Origin of the sequence: Streptomyces sp. NPDC001513, assembly GCF_042894695.1 — a bacterium.
In the GTDB taxonomy this organism is placed as follows: domain Bacteria; phylum Actinomycetota; class Actinomycetes; order Streptomycetales; family Streptomycetaceae; genus Streptomyces.
Genome location: NZ_JBIAVU010000004.1, coordinates 144,041 through 162,040 on the forward strand (window position 1 = coordinate 144,041; position 18,000 = coordinate 162,040).

Annotated in this window: 20 protein-coding genes and 1 pseudogene; 9 read left to right on the plus strand and 12 right to left on the minus strand. The window is 71.6% G+C overall.

Annotated elements, in window-relative coordinates; all coding sequences use genetic code 11:
* Positions 1-10: 10 nt before the first annotated feature.
* Genes ACFYZ4_RS09925 through ACFYZ4_RS09935 form a run of 3 tightly spaced genes read right to left on the minus strand, consistent with a single transcriptional unit; the run spans position 11 to position 3,120 of the window.
* Positions 11-565 (minus strand): YbaK/EbsC family protein, encoded by a 555-nt coding sequence (locus ACFYZ4_RS09925; protein WP_384342897.1) that lies wholly within the window; start codon positions 563-565, stop codon positions 11-13.
* A gap of 9 nt (positions 566-574) precedes the next feature.
* Positions 575-1,777, minus strand: coding sequence for an anhydro-N-acetylmuramic acid kinase (locus tag ACFYZ4_RS09930; protein ID WP_351295165.1), 1,203 nt, complete (start codon positions 1,775-1,777; stop codon positions 575-577).
* On the minus strand, positions 1,774-3,120 hold the full coding sequence (locus tag ACFYZ4_RS09935; RefSeq protein ID WP_390783526.1) for an MFS transporter: 1,347 nt from the start codon (positions 3,118-3,120) through the stop codon (positions 1,774-1,776). The genes ACFYZ4_RS09930 and ACFYZ4_RS09935 overlap by 4 nt, the downstream gene beginning before the upstream one ends.
* Before the next feature lie 414 nt (positions 3,121-3,534).
* Here ACFYZ4_RS09935 and ACFYZ4_RS09940 point away from each other — a divergent pair, with 414 nt between their 5' ends.
* The gene (locus ACFYZ4_RS09940; RefSeq protein ID WP_351295203.1) at positions 3,535-3,945 is read left to right on the plus strand and encodes a C40 family peptidase; all 411 of its coding nucleotides are present in this window, start codon (positions 3,535-3,537) and stop codon (positions 3,943-3,945) included.
* Between the two features lie 25 nt (positions 3,946-3,970).
* Here ACFYZ4_RS09940 and ACFYZ4_RS09945 read toward each other — a convergent pair whose 3' ends face one another.
* Complete coding sequence (locus ACFYZ4_RS09945; RefSeq protein WP_351295159.1) at positions 3,971-4,207, minus strand: hypothetical protein; 237 nt, start codon at positions 4,205-4,207, stop codon at positions 3,971-3,973.
* 185 nt (positions 4,208-4,392) lie between these two features.
* Between ACFYZ4_RS09945 and ACFYZ4_RS09950 the strand changes: the two genes are divergently transcribed.
* Positions 4,393-4,668, plus strand: coding sequence for a DUF6355 family natural product biosynthesis protein (locus tag ACFYZ4_RS09950; protein ID WP_351295156.1), 276 nt, complete (start codon positions 4,393-4,395; stop codon positions 4,666-4,668).
* Here the strand turns inward: ACFYZ4_RS09950 and ACFYZ4_RS09955 are convergent.
* Complete coding sequence (locus ACFYZ4_RS09955; protein WP_351295153.1) at positions 4,652-4,780, minus strand: hypothetical protein; 129 nt, start codon at positions 4,778-4,780, stop codon at positions 4,652-4,654. The genes ACFYZ4_RS09950 and ACFYZ4_RS09955 overlap by 17 nt on opposite strands.
* 9 nt (positions 4,781-4,789) lie before the next feature.
* Here ACFYZ4_RS09955 and ACFYZ4_RS09960 point away from each other — a divergent pair, with 9 nt between their 5' ends.
* The 3 genes from ACFYZ4_RS09960 to ACFYZ4_RS09970 all read left to right on the plus strand — a co-directional run bounded on the left by ACFYZ4_RS09960 (position 4,790) and on the right by ACFYZ4_RS09970 (position 7,829).
* Positions 4,790-5,665, plus strand: a complete 876-nt coding sequence (locus tag ACFYZ4_RS09960; RefSeq protein ID WP_351295151.1) for a YwqG family protein — start codon at positions 4,790-4,792, stop codon at positions 5,663-5,665.
* A gap of 431 nt (positions 5,666-6,096) precedes the next feature.
* Positions 6,097-6,336 (plus strand): hypothetical protein, encoded by a 240-nt coding sequence (locus tag ACFYZ4_RS09965; RefSeq protein ID WP_390783527.1) that lies wholly within the window; start codon positions 6,097-6,099, stop codon positions 6,334-6,336.
* A 299-nt stretch (positions 6,337-6,635) separates the two neighbouring features.
* Entirely contained in the window at positions 6,636-7,829 is a 1,194-nt protein-coding gene (locus ACFYZ4_RS09970; RefSeq protein ID WP_390783528.1) for a PP2C family protein-serine/threonine phosphatase, read from the plus strand.
* 16 nt (positions 7,830-7,845) lie between these two features.
* Here the strand turns inward: ACFYZ4_RS09970 and ACFYZ4_RS09975 are convergent, their stop codons facing one another.
* Both ACFYZ4_RS09975 and ACFYZ4_RS09980 read right to left on the minus strand, forming a co-directional pair.
* Positions 7,846-8,538: a DUF6882 domain-containing protein gene (locus ACFYZ4_RS09975; RefSeq protein WP_390783529.1), complete on the minus strand. Its 693-nt coding sequence runs from the start codon at positions 8,536-8,538 to the stop codon at positions 7,846-7,848.
* A 258-nt stretch (positions 8,539-8,796) separates the two neighbouring features.
* Positions 8,797-9,228 (minus strand): SgcJ/EcaC family oxidoreductase, encoded by a 432-nt coding sequence (locus ACFYZ4_RS09980; protein ID WP_390783813.1) that lies wholly within the window; start codon positions 9,226-9,228, stop codon positions 8,797-8,799.
* A gap of 90 nt (positions 9,229-9,318) precedes the next feature.
* On the opposite strand from ACFYZ4_RS09980, the gene ACFYZ4_RS09985 reads away from it, so the two are divergent.
* On the plus strand, positions 9,319-9,867 hold the full coding sequence (locus tag ACFYZ4_RS09985; protein ID WP_351295140.1) for a flavoprotein: 549 nt from the start codon (positions 9,319-9,321) through the stop codon (positions 9,865-9,867).
* On the opposite strand, the gene ACFYZ4_RS09990 is transcribed toward ACFYZ4_RS09985, so the two are convergent.
* Both ACFYZ4_RS09990 and ACFYZ4_RS09995 read right to left on the minus strand, forming a co-directional pair.
* On the minus strand, positions 9,848-11,062 hold the full coding sequence (locus tag ACFYZ4_RS09990; protein WP_390783530.1) for an epoxide hydrolase family protein: 1,215 nt from the start codon (positions 11,060-11,062) through the stop codon (positions 9,848-9,850). The two genes, ACFYZ4_RS09985 and ACFYZ4_RS09990, sit on opposite strands and share 20 nt — an antisense overlap.
* A gap of 37 nt (positions 11,063-11,099) precedes the next feature.
* Positions 11,100-12,283, minus strand: a pseudogene (locus tag ACFYZ4_RS09995) (DUF6183 family protein).
* A 195-nt stretch (positions 12,284-12,478) separates the two neighbouring features.
* Between ACFYZ4_RS09995 and ACFYZ4_RS10000 the strand changes: the two are divergent.
* Positions 12,479-13,123 (plus strand): ScbR family autoregulator-binding transcription factor, encoded by a 645-nt coding sequence (locus ACFYZ4_RS10000; RefSeq protein WP_351295131.1) that lies wholly within the window; start codon positions 12,479-12,481, stop codon positions 13,121-13,123.
* A 92-nt stretch (positions 13,124-13,215) separates the two neighbouring features.
* Here the strand turns inward: ACFYZ4_RS10000 and ACFYZ4_RS10005 are convergent, their stop codons facing one another.
* Complete coding sequence (locus tag ACFYZ4_RS10005) at positions 13,216-13,596, minus strand: VOC family protein (RefSeq protein WP_351295128.1); 381 nt, start codon at positions 13,594-13,596, stop codon at positions 13,216-13,218.
* Positions 13,597-13,820: 224 nt separating this feature from the next.
* On the minus strand, positions 13,821-15,080 hold the full coding sequence (locus ACFYZ4_RS10010) for a DUF6923 family protein (protein WP_390783531.1): 1,260 nt from the start codon (positions 15,078-15,080) through the stop codon (positions 13,821-13,823).
* A gap of 292 nt (positions 15,081-15,372) precedes the next feature.
* On the opposite strand from ACFYZ4_RS10010, the gene ACFYZ4_RS10015 reads away from it, so the two are divergent.
* Together ACFYZ4_RS10015 and ACFYZ4_RS10020 are read left to right on the plus strand one after the other, a co-directional pair.
* Positions 15,373-16,269, plus strand: a complete 897-nt coding sequence (locus ACFYZ4_RS10015) for an alpha/beta fold hydrolase (protein ID WP_390783532.1) — start codon at positions 15,373-15,375, stop codon at positions 16,267-16,269.
* Positions 16,270-16,457: 188 nt separating this feature from the next.
* Positions 16,458-16,889, plus strand: a complete 432-nt coding sequence (locus ACFYZ4_RS10020; RefSeq protein ID WP_351295123.1) for a VOC family protein — start codon at positions 16,458-16,460, stop codon at positions 16,887-16,889.
* Between the two features lie 72 nt (positions 16,890-16,961).
* Here ACFYZ4_RS10020 and ACFYZ4_RS10025 read toward each other — a convergent pair whose 3' ends face one another.
* Positions 16,962-17,972, minus strand: coding sequence for a hypothetical protein (locus ACFYZ4_RS10025; RefSeq protein ID WP_390783533.1), 1,011 nt, complete (start codon positions 17,970-17,972; stop codon positions 16,962-16,964).
* Positions 17,973-18,000: the final 28 nt, after the last annotated feature.

The following is an 18,000-nucleotide window of genomic DNA, read 5'->3' on the forward strand; positions in this document are numbered from 1 at the left end:
CACGGGAGGGTCAGGGTGCGAGGCCCTCGACGAGTTCGGCGCCGGGGAGTTCCGCGAACAGCCTTCCGGGCGCGATGAGTTTGCCGCGACGGCGTCCGCTGCCGACGAGTACGTACGGCATGTCGGCGACGGCGGGGTCCACCAGGAGCGGCCAGCCGTCCGGCAGACCCAGCGGCGTGATGCCGCCGTACTCCATGCCCGTCAGCTCCACGGCCGTCTCCATCGGCGCGAAGGACACCTTGCGCGCGCCCAGGTGACGCCGGACGGCTCCGTTCACGTCGGCCCGGCCGGCGGAGGGCACGAGGCAGGCCGCGAGGGTGGTCGCGCCACCGCGCTTGGCGGCGACCACCACGCAGTTCGCGGACCGGCCGAGCAGCTCCTGCCCGTAGTGCGCGACGAAGGCGGCGGTGTCGGCGATGGCGGGGTCGGTGTCCACGTACAGGATCTGCTCGGCGGGGACGTGCCCGGCCCAGCCCCGTACGGCTTCGGCCACGGGCGGGACGAGGTCCGCCAGGCAGTCGGGAGCCGGCACCGCATTGTCGAAGGGCCCGATGGGAGCGCGCATGACCGCACGCTAACACTGGTGTCGGCGCGGCACCGGGGCGGCCCGTACGGTCAGGGAACGGGGGGCGGTGGCCGGCTCCGCGGGCAGCCGGAGCGGGCGGCTGCCCGGGGTGATCGAACCGAGGAGGCGGGGGCCGTCGGCTCCGGTGCATCCGGGGGCGTTGCCCGGAAGGCCGTGCAGGGTGAGGTACCCGAGCACGGCGAACGCGTACGCCTCCTTCGCCGCGGCCGGCAGTCCGAGCTCCTCCGACGTGCGCAGCGCCGTGCGGCCCAGCTCGGCGCGGAGCATTCCCGTCAGCGTCGGGTTGCGCACGCCGCCGCCCGAGGCGAAGACCTCGGTGGCGCCCAGCGGCCGCAGCGCGTCGGCGACGGTCCGGGCGGTGAGGCGCGTGAGCGTGGCGACCACGTCCTGCGGCGGGAGCTGCCCGAAGCCGGTCAGTCGCGCGCGCAGGTAGCCCTCGTGGAACAGTTCCTTGCCCGTGGTGCGCGGTGCGGGCAACCGGTAGTACGGCTCCGCGAGCAGCCGTTCCAGCAGGGCCTCGTGCACCCGTCCGGCGGCGGCGAGCGCGCCGTCCTCGTCGTAGGCGAGCCGCCCGCCGGTCAGCCCGCGCACCGCCGCGTCGATCAGCGCGTTGCCCGGGCCCGTGTCGAATGCGACGGGGTCGCCGTGGCGCGGCGCCACGGTGACGTTGGAGATGCCCCCGATGTTCAGGGCGGCCGGGACACCGGGCCGGCCGCGCAGCAGCATCAGGTCGATCAGGCTCACCAGCGGCGCGCCCTGGCCGCCGGCGGCGACGTCCCGCGGCCGGAAGCCGGAGACGACGGGGCGGCCGGTGGCCTCGGCGATCCAGGCCGGTTCGCCGAGCTGGAGGGTGCCGTGGACGCGTCCGTCCGCCGCCCAGTGGTACACGGTCTGGCCGTGCGAGGCGATCAACTCGGCGCGCCCGTCGCACAGTTCGCGGTCGGCCCGGACGGCGAGCCGCCCGAAGGCCTGCCCGATGTGCGTGTCGAGGCGGCACACGTCGGCGAGCGTGGTGGCGGAGGGCGGCAGGGCCGCCGCGAGCGCGTTCCGCAGCCCGGCCGGGTACGGCTCGCTCACCATGCCCAGCGGGGTGAGGTGCAGCGCGTCACCCCCGGCCGGGACCTCCAGGTCGCAGGCCGCGGCGTCGACGGCGTCGTACGAGGTCCCCGACATCAGGCCGACCACTCTCATCGCAGGGGCTCCCGGTGGTCGTTGCCGCGCAGGGTCAGCAGTGCGAGGGAGCTGATGGCGCAGGCGCCGGCGGCGTAGTAGGCGGGGATGGCGGTGTCTCCTGTCCTGGCGGTCAAGGTGGTGATGACGAGCCCCGCACAGCCGGAGAACACCGCGTTGGCGAGGGCGTAGGCGAGCCCGAGGCCGGTGCAGCGCACACGTCGCGGGAACATCTCGGCCAGCATGGCCGGCCCCGGTCCGGCCAGCAGTCCGACGAGCGCGCCCGCCGTCAGCACGGCCGCGGCCCGGGCCGGCGGGGAGGCGTCCGGGGACTGGAGCAAGTGCAGGAGGGGGAAGGCGAGTACGGCGATCCCGAGCGCGCCGCCGAGCATGACCGGGCGTCGCCCGTAGCGGTCGCTGAGCAGCCCGGCGGGCAGGATCGAGGCGGCGAACCCGAGGTTGACGAGGGTGGTGGTCAGGAGGGCGTTCCGGAAGGAGGTTCCCAGGGTGGACTGGAGGTAGGACGGCAGGACGACGAGGAAGGTGTACCCGGCCGCCGACCAGCCCATGATCCGCCCGATGCCGAGGACGACGGCGCGGGCCTGCACCCCGCCGCCGGGCGGCAGTTGGCCGCCGCGGTCCCCGTACGCGGCCTTGGCCGGGGGCGGCGCCCCGGGCGGTTCCTCCAGGGCCGTACGCAGCCACAGCGCGACCAACCCGAGCGGCAGGGCCAGCAGGAAGGGGATCCGCCACCCCCAGGCGTACAGCGCCGTGGCGGGCAGGACCGTCGCCAGGGCGGCGGCCGTGCCGGCGCCGGCCAGCAGGCCGAGGGCGACGGTGAAGGACTGCCACGCACCGTAGAGGCCCCGCCGGCCCGGTGGCGCGCACTCCGCCATCAGGGACACCGCGCCGCCGAACTCCCCGCCCGCGGAGAGTCCTTGCAGGACGCGCAGGAACGTGAGGAGCCAGGGGGCGGCCGGGCCGATGGCGTCCCGGGTGGGGAGAAGTCCGATCAGGGTGGTGGCGAGCGTCATGAGGCCGACGACGAGGACGAGGGTGGGACGGCGGCCGAGACGGTCGCCGAGACGGCCGAAGAGGAGCGCGCCGACCGGGCGGAAGAAGAAGGCGAGCGCGAAGGAGGCGTACGTGGCGACCAGCGCCTCGACACCGCTCCCGGATCCGGCTCCTGGGCCCGTTCCCGCGCCCGTGGGCGGGGTGAAGAAGTTGGCCGCGATGACGGTGGCGAAGCAGCCGTAGACGCCGAACTCGTACCACTCGACGAGATTGCCTGCCGAACCGGCGAGCAGGGCCCGGCGGGCGGCGGCGCGGGGCGGCGGCGCCGGAAGCAGTTCGGTCGAGGTCACCCGTGCTCAGTGCCCGTTCCGCAGCGGCCCGATGCCTGGTGGCGGCGCGGTTCAGCCGTATGCGCCGGGGAGTTGGCGGGCCGGTTCCGAAAGCCCCGGACATCGGCGGGGTTTGGAACCGCGGACGGAAGTCATGCATAAATATTATCTCGAATCGAATGGAAATTCGGGACAATTCACGCCGTGTCCGACGACGTCGAGCGCATTCCCTCGGAGAAAACTGGTCCGCCGTCAGAGCCAAGCCACGACGCATTGCACCGAGAACGGGACCGGACCGCTGATCTGAACCGAACTGCCGCCTGCCAACCGATTGCGGAGGTATCACGATTGTCCTGCTTCAGGACCGACTTCCGAAAGGCCCCCAAGGGCTCTCTCCTCACGGGCTGTTGCCCCAGAGCGCGCGCCGCCTTCTCCATACTGCTGCTCGCCGCCGTCGCACTGACCGGCTACGCGGAGCCGGCCCACGCGGCCGCCCCCTACGGCGTCAGAGCCGTGGAGGTGGCCGCCTCCAAACAGGGCTCGCCGTACGCCTACGGCGCCACCGGGCCCAAACGCTTCGACTGCTCGGGACTGACCCTCTACGCCTTCAAGAAGGCCGGCAAACGCCTTCCGCGCACCGCCGAGCAGCAGTACGAGCACACCCGCCACATCCCCAAGTCCGACCGCGTGACCGGTGACCTGGTCTTCTTCCCCCGCGGCGCGACCATGGGCCACGTGGGCATCTACGCGGGCCAGGACAGGATCTGGCACGCTCCACGCCCTGGCACCTTCGTACGTCTGGAGCGGATCTGGAGCACAGAGGTCCGCTACGGCCGGGCCACGTGAACCGGCCCGGTCGACAAGACACCCCCTAGTGCAGCCGCCAGGTCAGTTTCCCGCCGCCCACCCAGTGGACCACGTCCGGATCGTCGAGGTCGTGGATGGTGATTCCCGCGGCCGCGGCAGCCAGGATCACGTCGGTCATGGACTCCGCCATACGGACCATCTCCCCGTCGATCTCCACGATCCGGAAGGGCGGATCTCCGGGCTGCACCGCCAGCACGGTGACCCTCGGCGAGGCGATGTAGGGGCTCGAGCTCTCTGTCATGCGGAGATCGTTCCATGCCGACGCCCGCGTAATGCGATGCGTCGGCGCGCCTACCGCCGAGTGGACGCAGCCGGTTCCGGCTTCACACGATCGGTGCGTCGGGTCACCGCTGAATCGATTCGGCCAGGTGGGTGGCACCTAGGGTGATCGCATTGTTGTCAGTAACCGAATTCCGAGGAGTTTCCGTGCGCTCTCGTCGCCTCGTCACCGCCCTGCTGTCCGTCGGACTGATGTTCGCGGGCGGGCTGGTCACCGCCACGCCCGCGACCGCCGATCCCTGCGGATACTTCGCCACCGGCTCCGATTCCTTCTACAACCACTGCACGAACGACGGCTCCCGGGTCGTCATCGAGGTCGAGGTCTTCGGGCCCAACTACGAGAAGTGCGTGGGCCCCGGCAAGACGTGGCTCGGATCGCGCAGCAAGGTGAGCAACGCCCACTACGTCAATCGCACCTGCTGAGCCGGACGGGCGAGGCGCCGGCCGGCACGGGTGCGAGCGGGTCCGGCAGGGCCGCGCCCGGTGCCGGCGGATGTCCGAACTTCCCGGGCGGGATGTCAGTGCTCTCGTGCATGATCGATCCATGACGCACGCTCCCGCCGAAGCCCTGCACGAGCTCGCCCACCGCCTCCTCTCCCCCGACGACGCCGCGCGTTGGCTCGGCATGCTCGCCCCGGGTCTGCGCCTGGTGCACGCGGGTGACGGACCGTCGGCGGGGCGGCTCGGAGGGCTTCCGGAGCTGCCCGCCGGCACCCCGTGGCCGGTGTGGGAGGGGAACGGCCCGCTCTCGCACATCGCGTCCCTCGACTGCGCTGCCCTCGCGGCGGCCGGCGACGCCGGCCTCTCCCTGCCCGCCTCCGGGACCCTCCTCTTCTTCCTCTTCGACGGGCGCCTCGACGACGAGGACCCCCTCGTCGACCCGGCGGATCCCGAGACCCGGCAGGGCGCCCAGGTGGTGTACGTCCCGGCCGGCACCGCCACCCACCCGCACCCCGCCCCCGACGGGCTGCCCCCGTACCCCGAGGTGCCGCTCACCGCACAGGCGGGGCTCACCGTCCCCGCGGACGACGCCCCGAGCGTGCGAGCGGCCTTCGGCGAGGTCGTCGGCACGCGCGACTGGCGCGGCCACCCGGTCAACGCCAGGCCCTTCTCCCACGCCCTCGGAGCCCTCGACCCCGATCCCAGGGCCGCCCGGCACCGGCTCGGCGGCCACGCCGTGCCCGTGCAGGGGGCGGTGGAGTGGGAGATCGCCGGCGCCCAGCTCGGCCCCGGCACCTCCTGGCAGGACCCCCGCCTGGCCGACGAGGCCGCCGGGTGGGTGCTCCTCGCGCAGATCGACACCGATCACGAGGCGGACATGATGTGGGGCGACGTCGGCACCCTGTACTGGCTGATACGCCCGGCCGACCTGGAGGCGGGCCGCTTCCAGGAGGCCCGCTTCACCTGGCAGTGCTGCTGACACGGCCCCGGCGGTAGGGGGACACCCCGATACTCCCCTCTCGTAGGGCAGTTGGCAGCGTGAAGTCCACGCCCTCGGGGTACTTCTCCTTCACGGTGAGCAGCACACGGCCCGACTCGCTTCACCCCTCCGCTGCCGAGTGACGCTCCCCGGGGCATGGCGCCCGCAGTCACAACGGCTGCGCCGCTCTCGACCGTTGCCCGAAGGCGGTTCATGGTGACCCTCGTCGCAGATGTATCGGCTGTATCGGCGTTGCTCGGCGCGCGTGCGCACTTCGGCACCAGCGGTCGGAGCAACGCGGCGTGCGGCGTGGCGGGTTCACCCCTCCGTCCGGCGGCCGTGGTCGAAGCAGGTGCCCCCGGCCCTCATGCCTCCGCCGGCGGCCGTCTCCACTGCCGCCGCCCCCGCCGACTCCCACCCGAGGAGTACCCGTGGCCGTCCTCACCACGATCGCCGTGATCCTCGGCGCCTGGTGCGCCGCCGGTGTCGCCACCGCCGCGCTGTACGCCGTACTGCGCGCCCGCCACGTCCGGCGGCAGCGAGCGCTGGTCTCGGCGCCCGACTGCGCCGCCTGCCGGTGCGCCACCACGGCCGGGTCCGGGGACCTGAGCCCGTCTCCGGCGCGGACCGCTCCGATCGTCGCGCGTACGATCGCGCCGGACGGGGCGTGATCGCGCCGCAGGTCCCACGCGCACCCGGTCGCCGCCCGCGTATCCCGGCTGCCCGGCGATTCGGACGTCGATCGCGACGCCGTCACCCTCCTTGCCCGAGGTCAGGCAATACGCTGGGCTGATGAAAGGCACTGACCGGGGCCCTTCCGCGCACGGTGCGCGCCGGCACCCCCAGACAGGTTGGAGTGGCCTCGATCGGGGCAAGGCCACGCCCGACGTTCGTCACCGGAACGGATGGGGCTGATGGAATGCCTTCCTCATCGGGTTCCCTGGGGCGGACCAGGGGTTATGGAGGTGTCGTGCCGGAATCGGATGGCCTGGAGGCACGCCTGCGCGCGATGGAAGAGGCTCTCGCGCAGGTCGGCACGTCCTTCGACGAGCGGGAGACCTGGCGGGAGCTCGCCGGATTCGTGTTCCGGACCCTGTGCGACGCCGCGGCCGTGGACCTGACCGCCCGCGGCGGCAGGACCGAACGGGTGGCCACGGCCGGCGCGACGGAACTCCTGGACGGCCCCGCCACCGAGATCACCCCCGACGTCCGGGTGCTGGACGAGGGACATCCCGTGCACGCGTACACCGGCCGTGGCGCGGAGGGGGCCGTGCACGTCCTGTCCGTGCCGCTGCTCGGCCGCGGCGAGCTCTACGGAAGGCTCCTCGCGGCCCGGGCGCACGGCGGCTTCAGCGACCACGAGACGGCGACGCTGCACTTCGCGGCCCGGCTCGCCTGCATGCACATCGGACACGCACGGCGCCTGGCGTCGACCGAGAAGGTCGCACTCGATCTCCAGCGCGCGTTGGTGGCCGAACCGGGTCGGCCGCACCCGAACCTGGAGGTCGCCAGCCGCTACCTGCCGGTCGGGGCCCGCGCGCTCGTCGGCGGCGACTGGTTCGAGACCGTGCGGCTGCACTTCGGCCGGACCCTGCTGGTGGTCGGAGACGTCATGGGCCACGGCCTGGAGGCCGCCGTCGACATGAACGCGTACCGCTCCCTCCTGCGCGACGTCGCCTCCACCGATCTCGCCCCGCACCGCGTGCTCCGCCAGCTGGACGCGCTGTCCGCGGCGGACGACAGCCGCCGCCCGGCGACCTGCCTGATCGTCCGCGTCGATCCCGCCCGCGGTACGGCCGTCTACGCGAGCGCCGGGCATCTGCCGCCCGCCGTCTTCAGCGGCGACGGCCCGGGCAGGCTGCTGGAGGTTCCCGTCGGCCCTCCGCTGGGCACGGGCGTCGGCGGGTACGAGGCCGTCGCCCTGCCGCTCACACCCGACCAGACGATCCTCCTGTACACGGACGGCCTGGTGGAACGGCGCGGCGAGGACATCGACACCTCCCTGGCCCGGCTCGCGGCGCTCCGCATGACCGCCGGGGCCGGAGTCGCGGATGTGGTGCGCGCCGTCTGCACCGGACTCGACGCGCAACACGCCGAAGACGACGTCGCCGTACTCGCCGCCCGCCTCCGTCCCCGTACGCCCCACCTCGTCGCCGGGCCTTGAGCTGCGGCGACCGGGGTCAGACGGCGGTCAGGCGCACCGCGGCGATGCGGCCCGCGTGGTCGAACTCGATCTCCGCCGCACTGCCACCGGGCAGATCGGTGAGGATCTTGTCCCCGTCCTCCCTGAGGGGCAGGCCGTGGTACTCCAGGTAGCCGGTGACCATCCGCCGGGCCGAACGGCCGATCAGGCCCGCCCCGGTCACGAGTTCCCGCGGCAGCGCGACCGCGTCGAGGCCGGCCCTCGGAACCTGCGGGTCGTCCGGCAGGAAGTAGACCAGGCTGTCCGGTCCCGCCGGGAGGCCCAGGTAGCCGGGCGCCTCGGCCACACCCATGCCCGCGAAGGCCAGGGTCTCCGCCGCCCGCCGCGGATCCTCGAAACCGGACAGGTCCAGGGTCCCCTCGGTGAACTCGGCGATCCCGTGGTTGCGTCCGTAGCGCTCGATCGCACCGGTCAGCGCCACCACTTCGCTGCCACGGAGTCCCGGGTTGGCCCAGCCCCACATCCAGGACTGCTCCCGCAGGTCGTACGTGCCCAGCACGGCGATCCGCAGCTCAAGACCGCCCTGCCGGTAGAGACAGGCCTCAAGGTCCGCCGTCCAGGGACCTTCCGGCATGTACGCGGTCAGGGCTTCGAGTTGCGCGGCGCCCCAGGCCGCATGCCGTTCGGCCTCCAGGAGGAACGCATCACTGAACTGATTTGTCACGATCATGGTCATGACCCTAAATCGCCGGCCCGATCACCTGGCATGCGGGTACCGGCATCACCAATACCGGAAGGGCAGGCGCTGCCGTGGGCTTGCGCAGGGCCGCGATGCGCTTCGCCGCGTCCCGCTCCCCCGCCGCGCGCGCCGCGGCGACCTGCGTGTCCCGGGCGGCCGTGAACTCCTCCGGCCTGAGTCCGTCCCGTCACACGGTCCGGATCGTCGTGACCTCCACGTGGGCGAAGCTGATCGGCTTCGAGCCGACCCTCAGGCCGGATCCGCCGCCACCTGTGTGTTCTGGCAGGCGGTCAGCAGCCAGGGGCCGTCGCCCTCGCGGGTCATCACGTACAGCGGAGCGCCCTCGCTGCCGCCGCCGCCGGCCTCGCGGTAGACCTGACGCACCTTCACCGCCGCGACGTCCGGCCGCAGGAACTGGATGTGGACCACCTCGTAGGTGACCTCCCCGTCCCAACTCGCCGCCGGCAACACGGCCCGCGTGAACGCGGCGATGTCCTCGAACCCGATGAGGACCTTGCCGTGCGCCGTCGTCCACAGCGCGTCCGGATGGAACAGGGCCAGGAACCCCTCGGCGTCCTTGGCCCGCTGCGTGCGCTCGACCGTGGCGACGACCTCTTCGATGGCCTTGACGGCAGCGGCCTCGGCCGCCCGCTCGACGCCCGTGCCCTCGTCCATGCCCATGCCCGTTTCGATGTCCGTTTCGATGTCCATGGGCTTCATCGTGCTGCCTCAACCTTACTTGAGGTCAAGCAATATGATCATATTGGCCCCATGACCACGAAGACCCTGTACTTGCTCTGCTCAGCCGCCCCGCCCGTCTTCGACGTCGCCCACGTCGTCGAAGACGCCCAGACCCGCGGCTGGGACGTCTGCCTGGGGCTCACCCCCACCGCCGCGCACTGGGTCTCGGAAAGCCTCGACGGACTCGCCGCGCTCACCGGCCACCCGGTGCGCTGGCAGTACAAATTCCCGGGCGAGGCCGACGTATGGCCGACGGCCGACGCCCTCCTCTTCGCCCCGGCCACCTTCAACACCGTCAACGCCTGGGCCCTGGGCCTGACCGACCGCTTCGTCGTCGGCGTCGCGGCCGAAGCCCTCGGCAAGCACACCCCCACGGTCGCCATGCCCTGCACCAACGCCGCGCTGGCCGCCCACCCCCAGTTCGACACCTCCCTGGCCACCCTGCGCGGCGCCGGTGTCGAACTGCTCTACGGCGAGAACGGCTTCGTCCCCGGTCCGGCCGGCCCCGACTCCCCGGCCCACTTCCCCTGGCCGGCCGCCCTGGACGCCGTGGACCGCATCACCGCCACCCGGCTCTGAACGAACCGGCCACGTCCGCGTCGCCGCGGAGTTGACGGAAGAAGGCTCGTACGTCACCCACCAGCAGGTCGGGGACCTCCATCGCGGGGAAGTGGCCGCCCCTGTCGTACGAGGTCCAGCGCACGATGGTGTCGGTGCGCGCGGCGATGTGCCGCAGGGGGATGAAGTTGTCCCGGGGGAAGTCGGCCAGTGCGGTCGGGGTGTGCGACACCTCGGGCGTTTGCCCGGCGTAGTCGGCGTGTGCCCGCTCGTAGTAGATCCGGGCCGCGCTGCCGACCGTACCGGTGAGCCAGTACAGCATGACGTTGGTCAGCAGCTGGTCCCGGTCCACCGGGCACCCGGGATCGCTCCACTCGTCGAACTTCTCGGCGATCCAGGCGAGCAGCCCGACCGGTGAATCGTTCAGCCCGTACGCGAGGGTCTGCGGCCGGGTCGCCTGGATGTCGGCGTAGCCCTGCCGATCGCGTGCCCAGGTCCGGTACCGCTCCCAGGAGGCCAGTGTCCGCTCCCGCTCGGCGGCGGGCAGCGCGGCCAGTTCCTCGGGCCGGGGCGCGGCGGTGGCGCCGCCACCGGGCAGCAGGTTCAGGTGCACCCCGATCACGCGGTCCGGCAGGATCCGCCCGAGCTCCCGCGAGATCGCGGCTCCCCAGTCGCCGCCCTGCACCCCGTAGGACCCGTACCCCAGCCGCTCCATCAGCACGCCGAAGGCCCGCGCGACCCGTTTGAACTCCCAGCCCACCTCGGTCGTGGGCCCGGAGAGCCCGAAGCCGGGGATGCTCGGCAGCACCAGGTGGAAGGCGTCGGACGGATCCCCGCCGTGCGCCCGTGGATCGGTCAACGGGCCCGCCACCCGCTGGAATTCGACGAACGATCCCGGCCAGCCGTGGGTCATCAGCAAGGGCGTCGCGTCCGGCTCGGGCGAGCGGAGGTGCGCGAAGTGCACCTGCGCCCCGTCGATGACCGTGGTGAACTGCGGCCACTCGTTCAGCCGTGCCTCCGCCGCCCGCCAGTCGTAGCCGTCGCGCCAGTGGGCGACGAGTTCGCGCACCCGATCGCGCGGGATCCCGTACGCCCGCCCCACGCCGGGCAGCTCGTCCGGCCAGCGCACCCGGCCCAGCCGCTCATGGAGGTCGTCCAGCTCACCCTGCTCCACGGCGAGCCGGAACCCGCGCAGTCCCTCACCAAGATCACTCATGATCCGCATGCTAAGCATGCGGACTCGCCCCCGGACGTCAGTCGGTGTCCGTGGCAGCCAGCACGGCCAGGCGCCGGCGGTCCGGGGCCAGGGCGGCCAGGCCGATGTCCCAGGCCACTTGCTCGAACCACTTCGTGCCGGCGTCGAACCCGTGCCAGACGCAGTCCCGTACGCGTGCTTCGACCTCGCCGACGGCGGCGTCTTCCGGGCAGCCCGCCAGCGCGGCCAGGGACTGCCACGCCGCGAGGCGGCCGTAGGCGCCGAAGGAACCGGAGTTGTACGCCCCGCCCGTCGACGCCGCGGCGAAGAGCACGGCCCATGCCTGGTCCGGCGCAAGGACGGAGACCGACAGAGCCGCCTTGCCGCCCGCTCCGCGCAGGCACTCCAGCCCCAGCGCCAGGAGCGTGTTCGGGAGGAACACGGGGTCCAGCGGGGCCGTGAGATCGAAGACCCGGGCCTCGATGCGTCCGTTGGACTCTTCGGCCCAGTTCGCGACCGCCCGGGCCATGGCGGTGGCCGAGGCTTCCGTCGTCGCCTCCTCGGCCGAGGGGACGTGAGCGCCGGCGGCCTTCACCAGGGCGCGGCTCTCCGACGGTCCGAACGGTATCGAGTGACTCTGCCGCGCGGCCCGTAGCGGGGCAGGTCGGGAACACCTTCCACGTCGGACAGCTTCAGGGGCAGCCGGCCCAGCGGGTGGTGCCTCCAGTGCGGGGACGTGGCCCAGCCGGCGACACCGGGCGTCTCCGCCACGGCGACGCCCCTCAGCACCAGTTCGTGGACCAGGCAGGCCCGCAGCTCCTCCGAGGCGGGTCCGGTGAACGCGGCGGCGAGAGCGCCGGCCTCCTGGCCGGAGGCGAGCAAGGAGGCCGTGAGACGGTCCAGCTTCCTGCTGGTGACCGCCTTCGCGGAGACCAGCCGCAGCGCCTGGGCGGCGTTCTCGGGGCCCGGAGTGGTGGCGAGCAGGCGAAGAAGGTGGTCGAAGACGCTCCTGTACTGCCACACCTGTCCGGAGGCGTACGCCTCGGCGAGAGCGATGCCGAGGTCGGCGCAGAAGGCGGGGTCTCCCTGGGCCACACGTCCGTCAGCCAGCGCCCACACGTCGGTGACCTTCGGCAGGTCGGGCAACGCGGTCACGATCCTCTGAATCCGATCATCCACGGCACCGAGCCTACGGGGCCCGGCGGTCTCCGCCTCCGGGACCTCGCACCCGGACAGCCACACCCCCGGCCGGCAGGGGCGTCAACTGGCCATCCGGACAATGTCGTTACGCAAAAACCCCACACCTTCCCGAACCGCTCCCCCGCCCCGCGAAACACGTACCTGTCGACTGGTTTTCTTTCGGGAGGCCGGACTACATTGGCGGCACACCACACCACGGCGAACACCGCTCGACGACGGCGACCTGGGGGCGAGGACGTGACGAGGGCAAGACAGGAGCGGGCCGAGATCACCCGCCAAGCCATCCTCGACGGCGCGGCCACGGCCTTCGACCTCAGCGGGTACGACGGCACCAGCCTCAGCGACGTCGTCAAGTACGCCGGAGTCACCAAGGGCGCCCTGTACTTCCACTTCCAGTCCAAGGAAGCCCTCGCGCGCTCCCTGATGGACGAACACTTCCAGATCTCCGAACACGTCCCCGGCGTCGAGAACCCCGGCCTGCAGACCGTCATCGACCTCAGCCACCTGATGGCGCACGGCCTGCGGACCAACGTCCGCATCCGCGCGGGCATCCGTCTGGTCATCGAGTTCGGCGCGTTCACGACCCCCGACCCCACCCCGTACGACGCCTGGATCGCCACCTGCCGCAGCTGCCTGACACCGGCTCAGGAACAGGGCGACATACACCCCACGCTCGACGTCCGGGCCCTCGCCACCCTCCTCGTCGGAGCCTTCACCGGCATCCAGGTCACCTCACACGTCCGCACCCGCCGCGAAGACCTGCACACGCGCGTCACCGATCTGTGGAGCTTCCTCCTCCCCACCATCGTCCCCGCACACCGCATCACGCACTTCCACCCCACCGGCACCCCCAGACCGGCCTCACCGCCCCGCACCGACTGACCCGTTCAGGACGGCCTCGCACACGCCGTGGCGAACCACGGGGGTGCTCGCCACGGCGTGGCCGAGGCCGCCCTGCCCGCACCTGTCACGGGTCAGAGGGGATTGAGACGGGCCTTGAGCAGGCAGAACTCGTTGCCTTCGGGGTCGGCCAGGACATGCCACTGCTCCTGGCCCGTCTGGCCGATGTCGGCCGGGCGCGCGCCGAGCTTCAGCAGGCGTTCGAGTTCGGCGTCCTGATCGCGGTCGGTGGCGTTGACGTCGATGTGCAGCCGGGCTTTCCCCGGCTCCGGCTCGTCCCTGCGACTGAGGATGATCGTCGGCTGCGGACCACCGAAGCCTTCGCGCGGCCCGATCTCCACATAACCCTCGTCCCCGCGATCCAGCACGACGAAGTCCAGGACCTCGCACCAGAACCGTGCCAGCGCCTCCGGGTCGCTGCAACCGAGCACGAGCTCACTGATACGACACGCCATTAGCCAAACCTGCTCTCAGCCCGGGAGTTGCCGGGGGCACACCCGAACCGATCTCGTGGGCTCCCGGCAGTGAACGATCCCCGCGATCGTACCGACCGAGACTTGCACGGACGAAGTGATTTCTGGGCCGTCCCTGTCCGGGCGAGCGGGCAGGGCATGTCGGAGTCCGGCGGGCGGGGCGGCCTCCGGCGGGGCGGCGCCGGAGGCCGTTTCCGTGCTGCGCCCTACTGGTTGTCCCCCGGCTTGACGTGGGTGGACGCCGTGGCCGTGTTGTTGGTCTTGCGCGGGTCCGCGTCGTCGCCGAACACCTTGGCGGTGTTCTTCAGGGTGGTGGGCTCCAGCACGTTGCCCGCGGTTCCCGTCACCTCGATCTCCACGTGGCGGCCCTTCTGCAGCGGTCCGCCCGTGCAGGAGAGGAAGCCGTTGGTGATCTCGCAGCCCTCGGTCGGCGTGGTGGGCGAAAGGATCTTCGCCGGGAGGTCGTCGGTCAGCGACCAGCCGGAGGAGGCGCCCTTCTTCCCCTCGTTCTTCACGGTGATGCGGTAGGTGACCTCGGCGCCCGCCTCGACGCTCTTGGGGCCGTGCTTGCGCACCGCCAGGTCGGCGGACGAGTCGAGGAAGCAGGAGGTGGCGTCGAGGTTCGTCGCCGGGGTCGTGGTCTGCGTCGACAGCACGGTGAACCGCGGGTTGTAGCCGGTCGCGTTGTTCACGTGTACGCGGATGAGCTGTCCCGAGTTGCGGAAGAATCCGAGATCGCCGTTGCCGTACGTGAAGACGCCGCCGAAGTCCTCACCTCCCGGAAGAACACCCGGGAAGAAGTCCACGCGTGCGTTGGCGATGTCGATCCGCGTGATGGCGCCCGCGTCGGTCGAGCCCCACAGGAATCCGTCGCGGAACGCGATGTCGAAGACGTCGAGTTCCGGGACGGCAAGGTCCGGGACGTCGATGACACGCGTGACCGAGCGGGAGTTGACGTCGATCTGATAGATCTCCCCGGAGTCGTCGGCCAGGACGTAGTAGTTGCCCTGCCCGTCGAACGTTCCCGAGATGTACAGGGCGGACGGCAGACCGGCGATGGCACCGAGGTTGGTGAAGTTTCCGTTGCGGTCGAAGCGGACCAGTTCGTTCTCCGTACCGCCGAACGTGGTCCCGTAGAGGAAGCGATCGCGCGGGTTCACGCCGATGGCGTTGTAGAGGAACGGCGTCGGGTCCCCCAGCGGCGTGAACTGGACCGTCCCGGGCCCTCGCTCGGCCGTGTAGAGCTGGTCCGGGTCGCCGAACGAGACGTAGACCTTCCCGTCGCACGCAACGGAATTCGCAGCGGGGCCCTGCTGGGCGACAGCCGCCGCACGGGCAGGAACCGCACCCGCCGGTGACGCCGGCAGGCCGGAGGCGAGGCCTGCGACGATCCCGACGGCGCCCAGCGCGGAGAGCGCGCGCAGCCGCCGCTTCCCCTGGTTCGGCCTGTTTGTTCCTCGAATCACGAACATGCACCTTTCACGGCTCAAGGCGGGCAGGACCCCGTGGCGGGGGCCCTCGGTGTGTGCCGGATGTGACGGACAAAGATCAGCACAGGGGACGTCGGCTCGGACATCACGGCTCGGGCTTGGGAAGGGAGTTCCCTCCAATGCACCAGGACACGGCGCAGGCCATCCGTGCACATCATCAGAACGTCGGCCCGGCGGTTGTGGGACGGGCCCGGAAGCCGGGCACCGAGGCCGGGCCGCTGCCGCTCGGGCGGCTGATGGTGGGTGAGGGGGCGGCTAGCGTTTGGTCATGCCAGAACTGAAAGCGCGGAAGGTCGGCCCGTCCGGAATCGAGGTCGCCTACGAGCGTTTCGGGCCACCCGGGGCGCCGCCGGTCCTGCTGATCATGGGGGCCGGCGCGCAGATGATCAATTGGCCGGAGGGGTTCTGTCAGGCCCTGGTCGACCGCGGCTTGCACGTGATCCGGTTCGACACGCGCGACGCCGGGCAGTCGACGCACTTCCCCGACGCACCCGTGCCGGATTTCGCGGCGGCCCTGGCCGGGGACCTCTCGACGGCCTCCTACACGCTCTCCGACCTGGCGGCCGACGCCGTCGGCCTGCTCGACGCGCTGGGACTCGACGCCGCGCACCTCGTCGGCTCCTCGATGGGCGCGATGATCGCCCAGATGGCTGCGATCGAGCATCCGGAACGGGTGCGCTCGCTGACGTCGATGATGTCCACGACGGGTGAACCCGGCGTGGGCGAAGCCGATTTCTCCGTGTTCGCCGAGCTCGGAGGACCGCCCGCGGACCGGGAGGCATTCGTCGACTGGCAGGTGCGGGCCCTGCGCCTCGCCGCCTCACCGGGGTTCGCGTTCGACGAGGTCATTGCGGCCGAGCGGGCCGGACGGGTCTTCGACCGCGGGTACGACGCCCTGGGCATGCAGCGTCAGGGCCTCGCGGTCGTGGCGACGGGTGACCGCACCGAACGGCTGCGGTCGCTGCGGGTGCCCACATTGGTGATGCACGGCGACTGCGACATCGTGTGCGATGTCAGTGGCGGGCGCGCCACGGCTGCCGCCGTTCCGGGGGCCGAGCTGGTGATCCTGGAGGGCATGGGCCACCACCTTCCGCAGGGGTTGTGGCCCGAGCTCGCCACCCGCATCGCCGCACTCGTCCATCGCGTCGAGGGCGGCCACGGCTGAACCCTCAGGTCCGTACCGGTACCGCGCTCTGGCCGAACCCTTTGGTCAGGAGGCTCGGAGTGATGCTCTCCACGTCGCTGTGCAAGCACTCGGAGGCTTACGGGCGTTTCGACGTGCCCGAGCGTGCCCGCGTGGGCGACCGTGGAAGCAGCTCGGCACTCACGACCGGACACCCCGAGGAGACACGCATGGACTGGACGCTCGAAGTGGTCCCCGTCCCCGTCAGCGACATGGATCGCGCGAAGGCCTTCTATACCGAGAAGGTCGGCTTCAAGGTCGACCTCGACGACGAAGTCGCGCCCGGAGTGCGCATCATCCAGATGACGCCGCCCGGCTCCCGCTGCTCGATCGCCATGCTCGAAGGCATGCCGGCGGCGCCCGGTACCCGGACGATGGCGCCCGGCACGCTCCACGGCCTTCAGCTGTGCGTCGTCGACATCGAAGCGGCCCACAGGGACCTGACGGACCGGGGGGTGGACGTATCCCCCGTCTCCCACCTCGGCGCGACGGGCTGGGAGGACGGCAAAGGCGGGACCTGGAACTCCTTCCTCACCTTCAACGACCCCGACGGGAACGGCTGGGTCGTCCAGGAAGCCCCCTCGGAGCTCGCCGAACGCTGAGACCTGCCTCCCCCACCCTGCCGGGCTCGCCCCACGGGTGCGGGGAGCAGCTTCGGAGATCAGTTTCGGGGATCACTTCGGCGCGACTGCGCCCGAGTCCGGTGACTGCTGGAGTCCGGAGGTGTCGACCGCCTCGAAGTCCGATCCCTTGAAGCCCTTCAGCGTGTCGAGCTGCGCGTTGTCCCAACCGGCGTTTTCCTCACCGGTGATGTACCAGGCCGAGCCGTTGTCCGCGACGATGGCCCCGTACTTCTTGAGCGCTTCGGCCACGGCCTTGGCCTGTGGGGCCAGTTGTGAGGTGTCCGCCGAACTCTTGAGCCGCAGCCGCAGTCCCATGGGAGGCAGCGACGGGTCCGCCGCGACGCCCGCCTGGTGTCGTGCGGGCCAGATGTAGCTCTGGTCCGAGCGCGGCACGGTGATGCGGATCGCGTGGTCGATCCGCCCGGCTGCCGCCTCGTCGTAGCGCACGAGCCCGGGGAGGATGGCGAGGCCGGCGGCATCGGCCGAGGTCCACCCGTCGGGCCGCAGCTGGTGGGACCGCAGGTCGAAGACCGCGCCCGATCCGGCGTGCCAGGCGTTGTCCCCTTCCTGCCGCGCGTTCCAGAGTTCGTAGGACTTGCACAGGGCGCGGTCCCAGACGACCACGTGGCGGTCCCCACTGCTTGCCGGACCGTTCTCGATCTTGGCGTTCGGCGGGATCCGGTACCCGGACGTATCGCTTTCCTCGGCGACGTCCAGGGTCACCTTCGTTTCCGGCAGGTTCGTGTCCGAGACGGTGATCGGGATGCCGAAGGGCTCGCCTTCCGTGAGCCCCGACCCGAAGTCCGGGTGCAGGGACTCGGTGGAACCGATCGAGGAGACGTACTGGGCGGAGCTCGGGTGCACGGGCAGCCGGTCCACGGGGGCGCGCCAGAAGCTGTCCGACAGCGAGGTCGCGCAGGAACCGTCGTCCGGGGTGCCGCCCGCAGTGGCGGTGGCGGTGTACCCGGGCATCAGGCACGCGGCGGCCATCGCGGCCACGGTGGCGATGGCGGGGATGGCGGGGATTCCGTTGGTTGAGCGCAACCCTGTCTGGCGCTTCATGGGCATCGATCGTCCTGGGTAGTCGTGC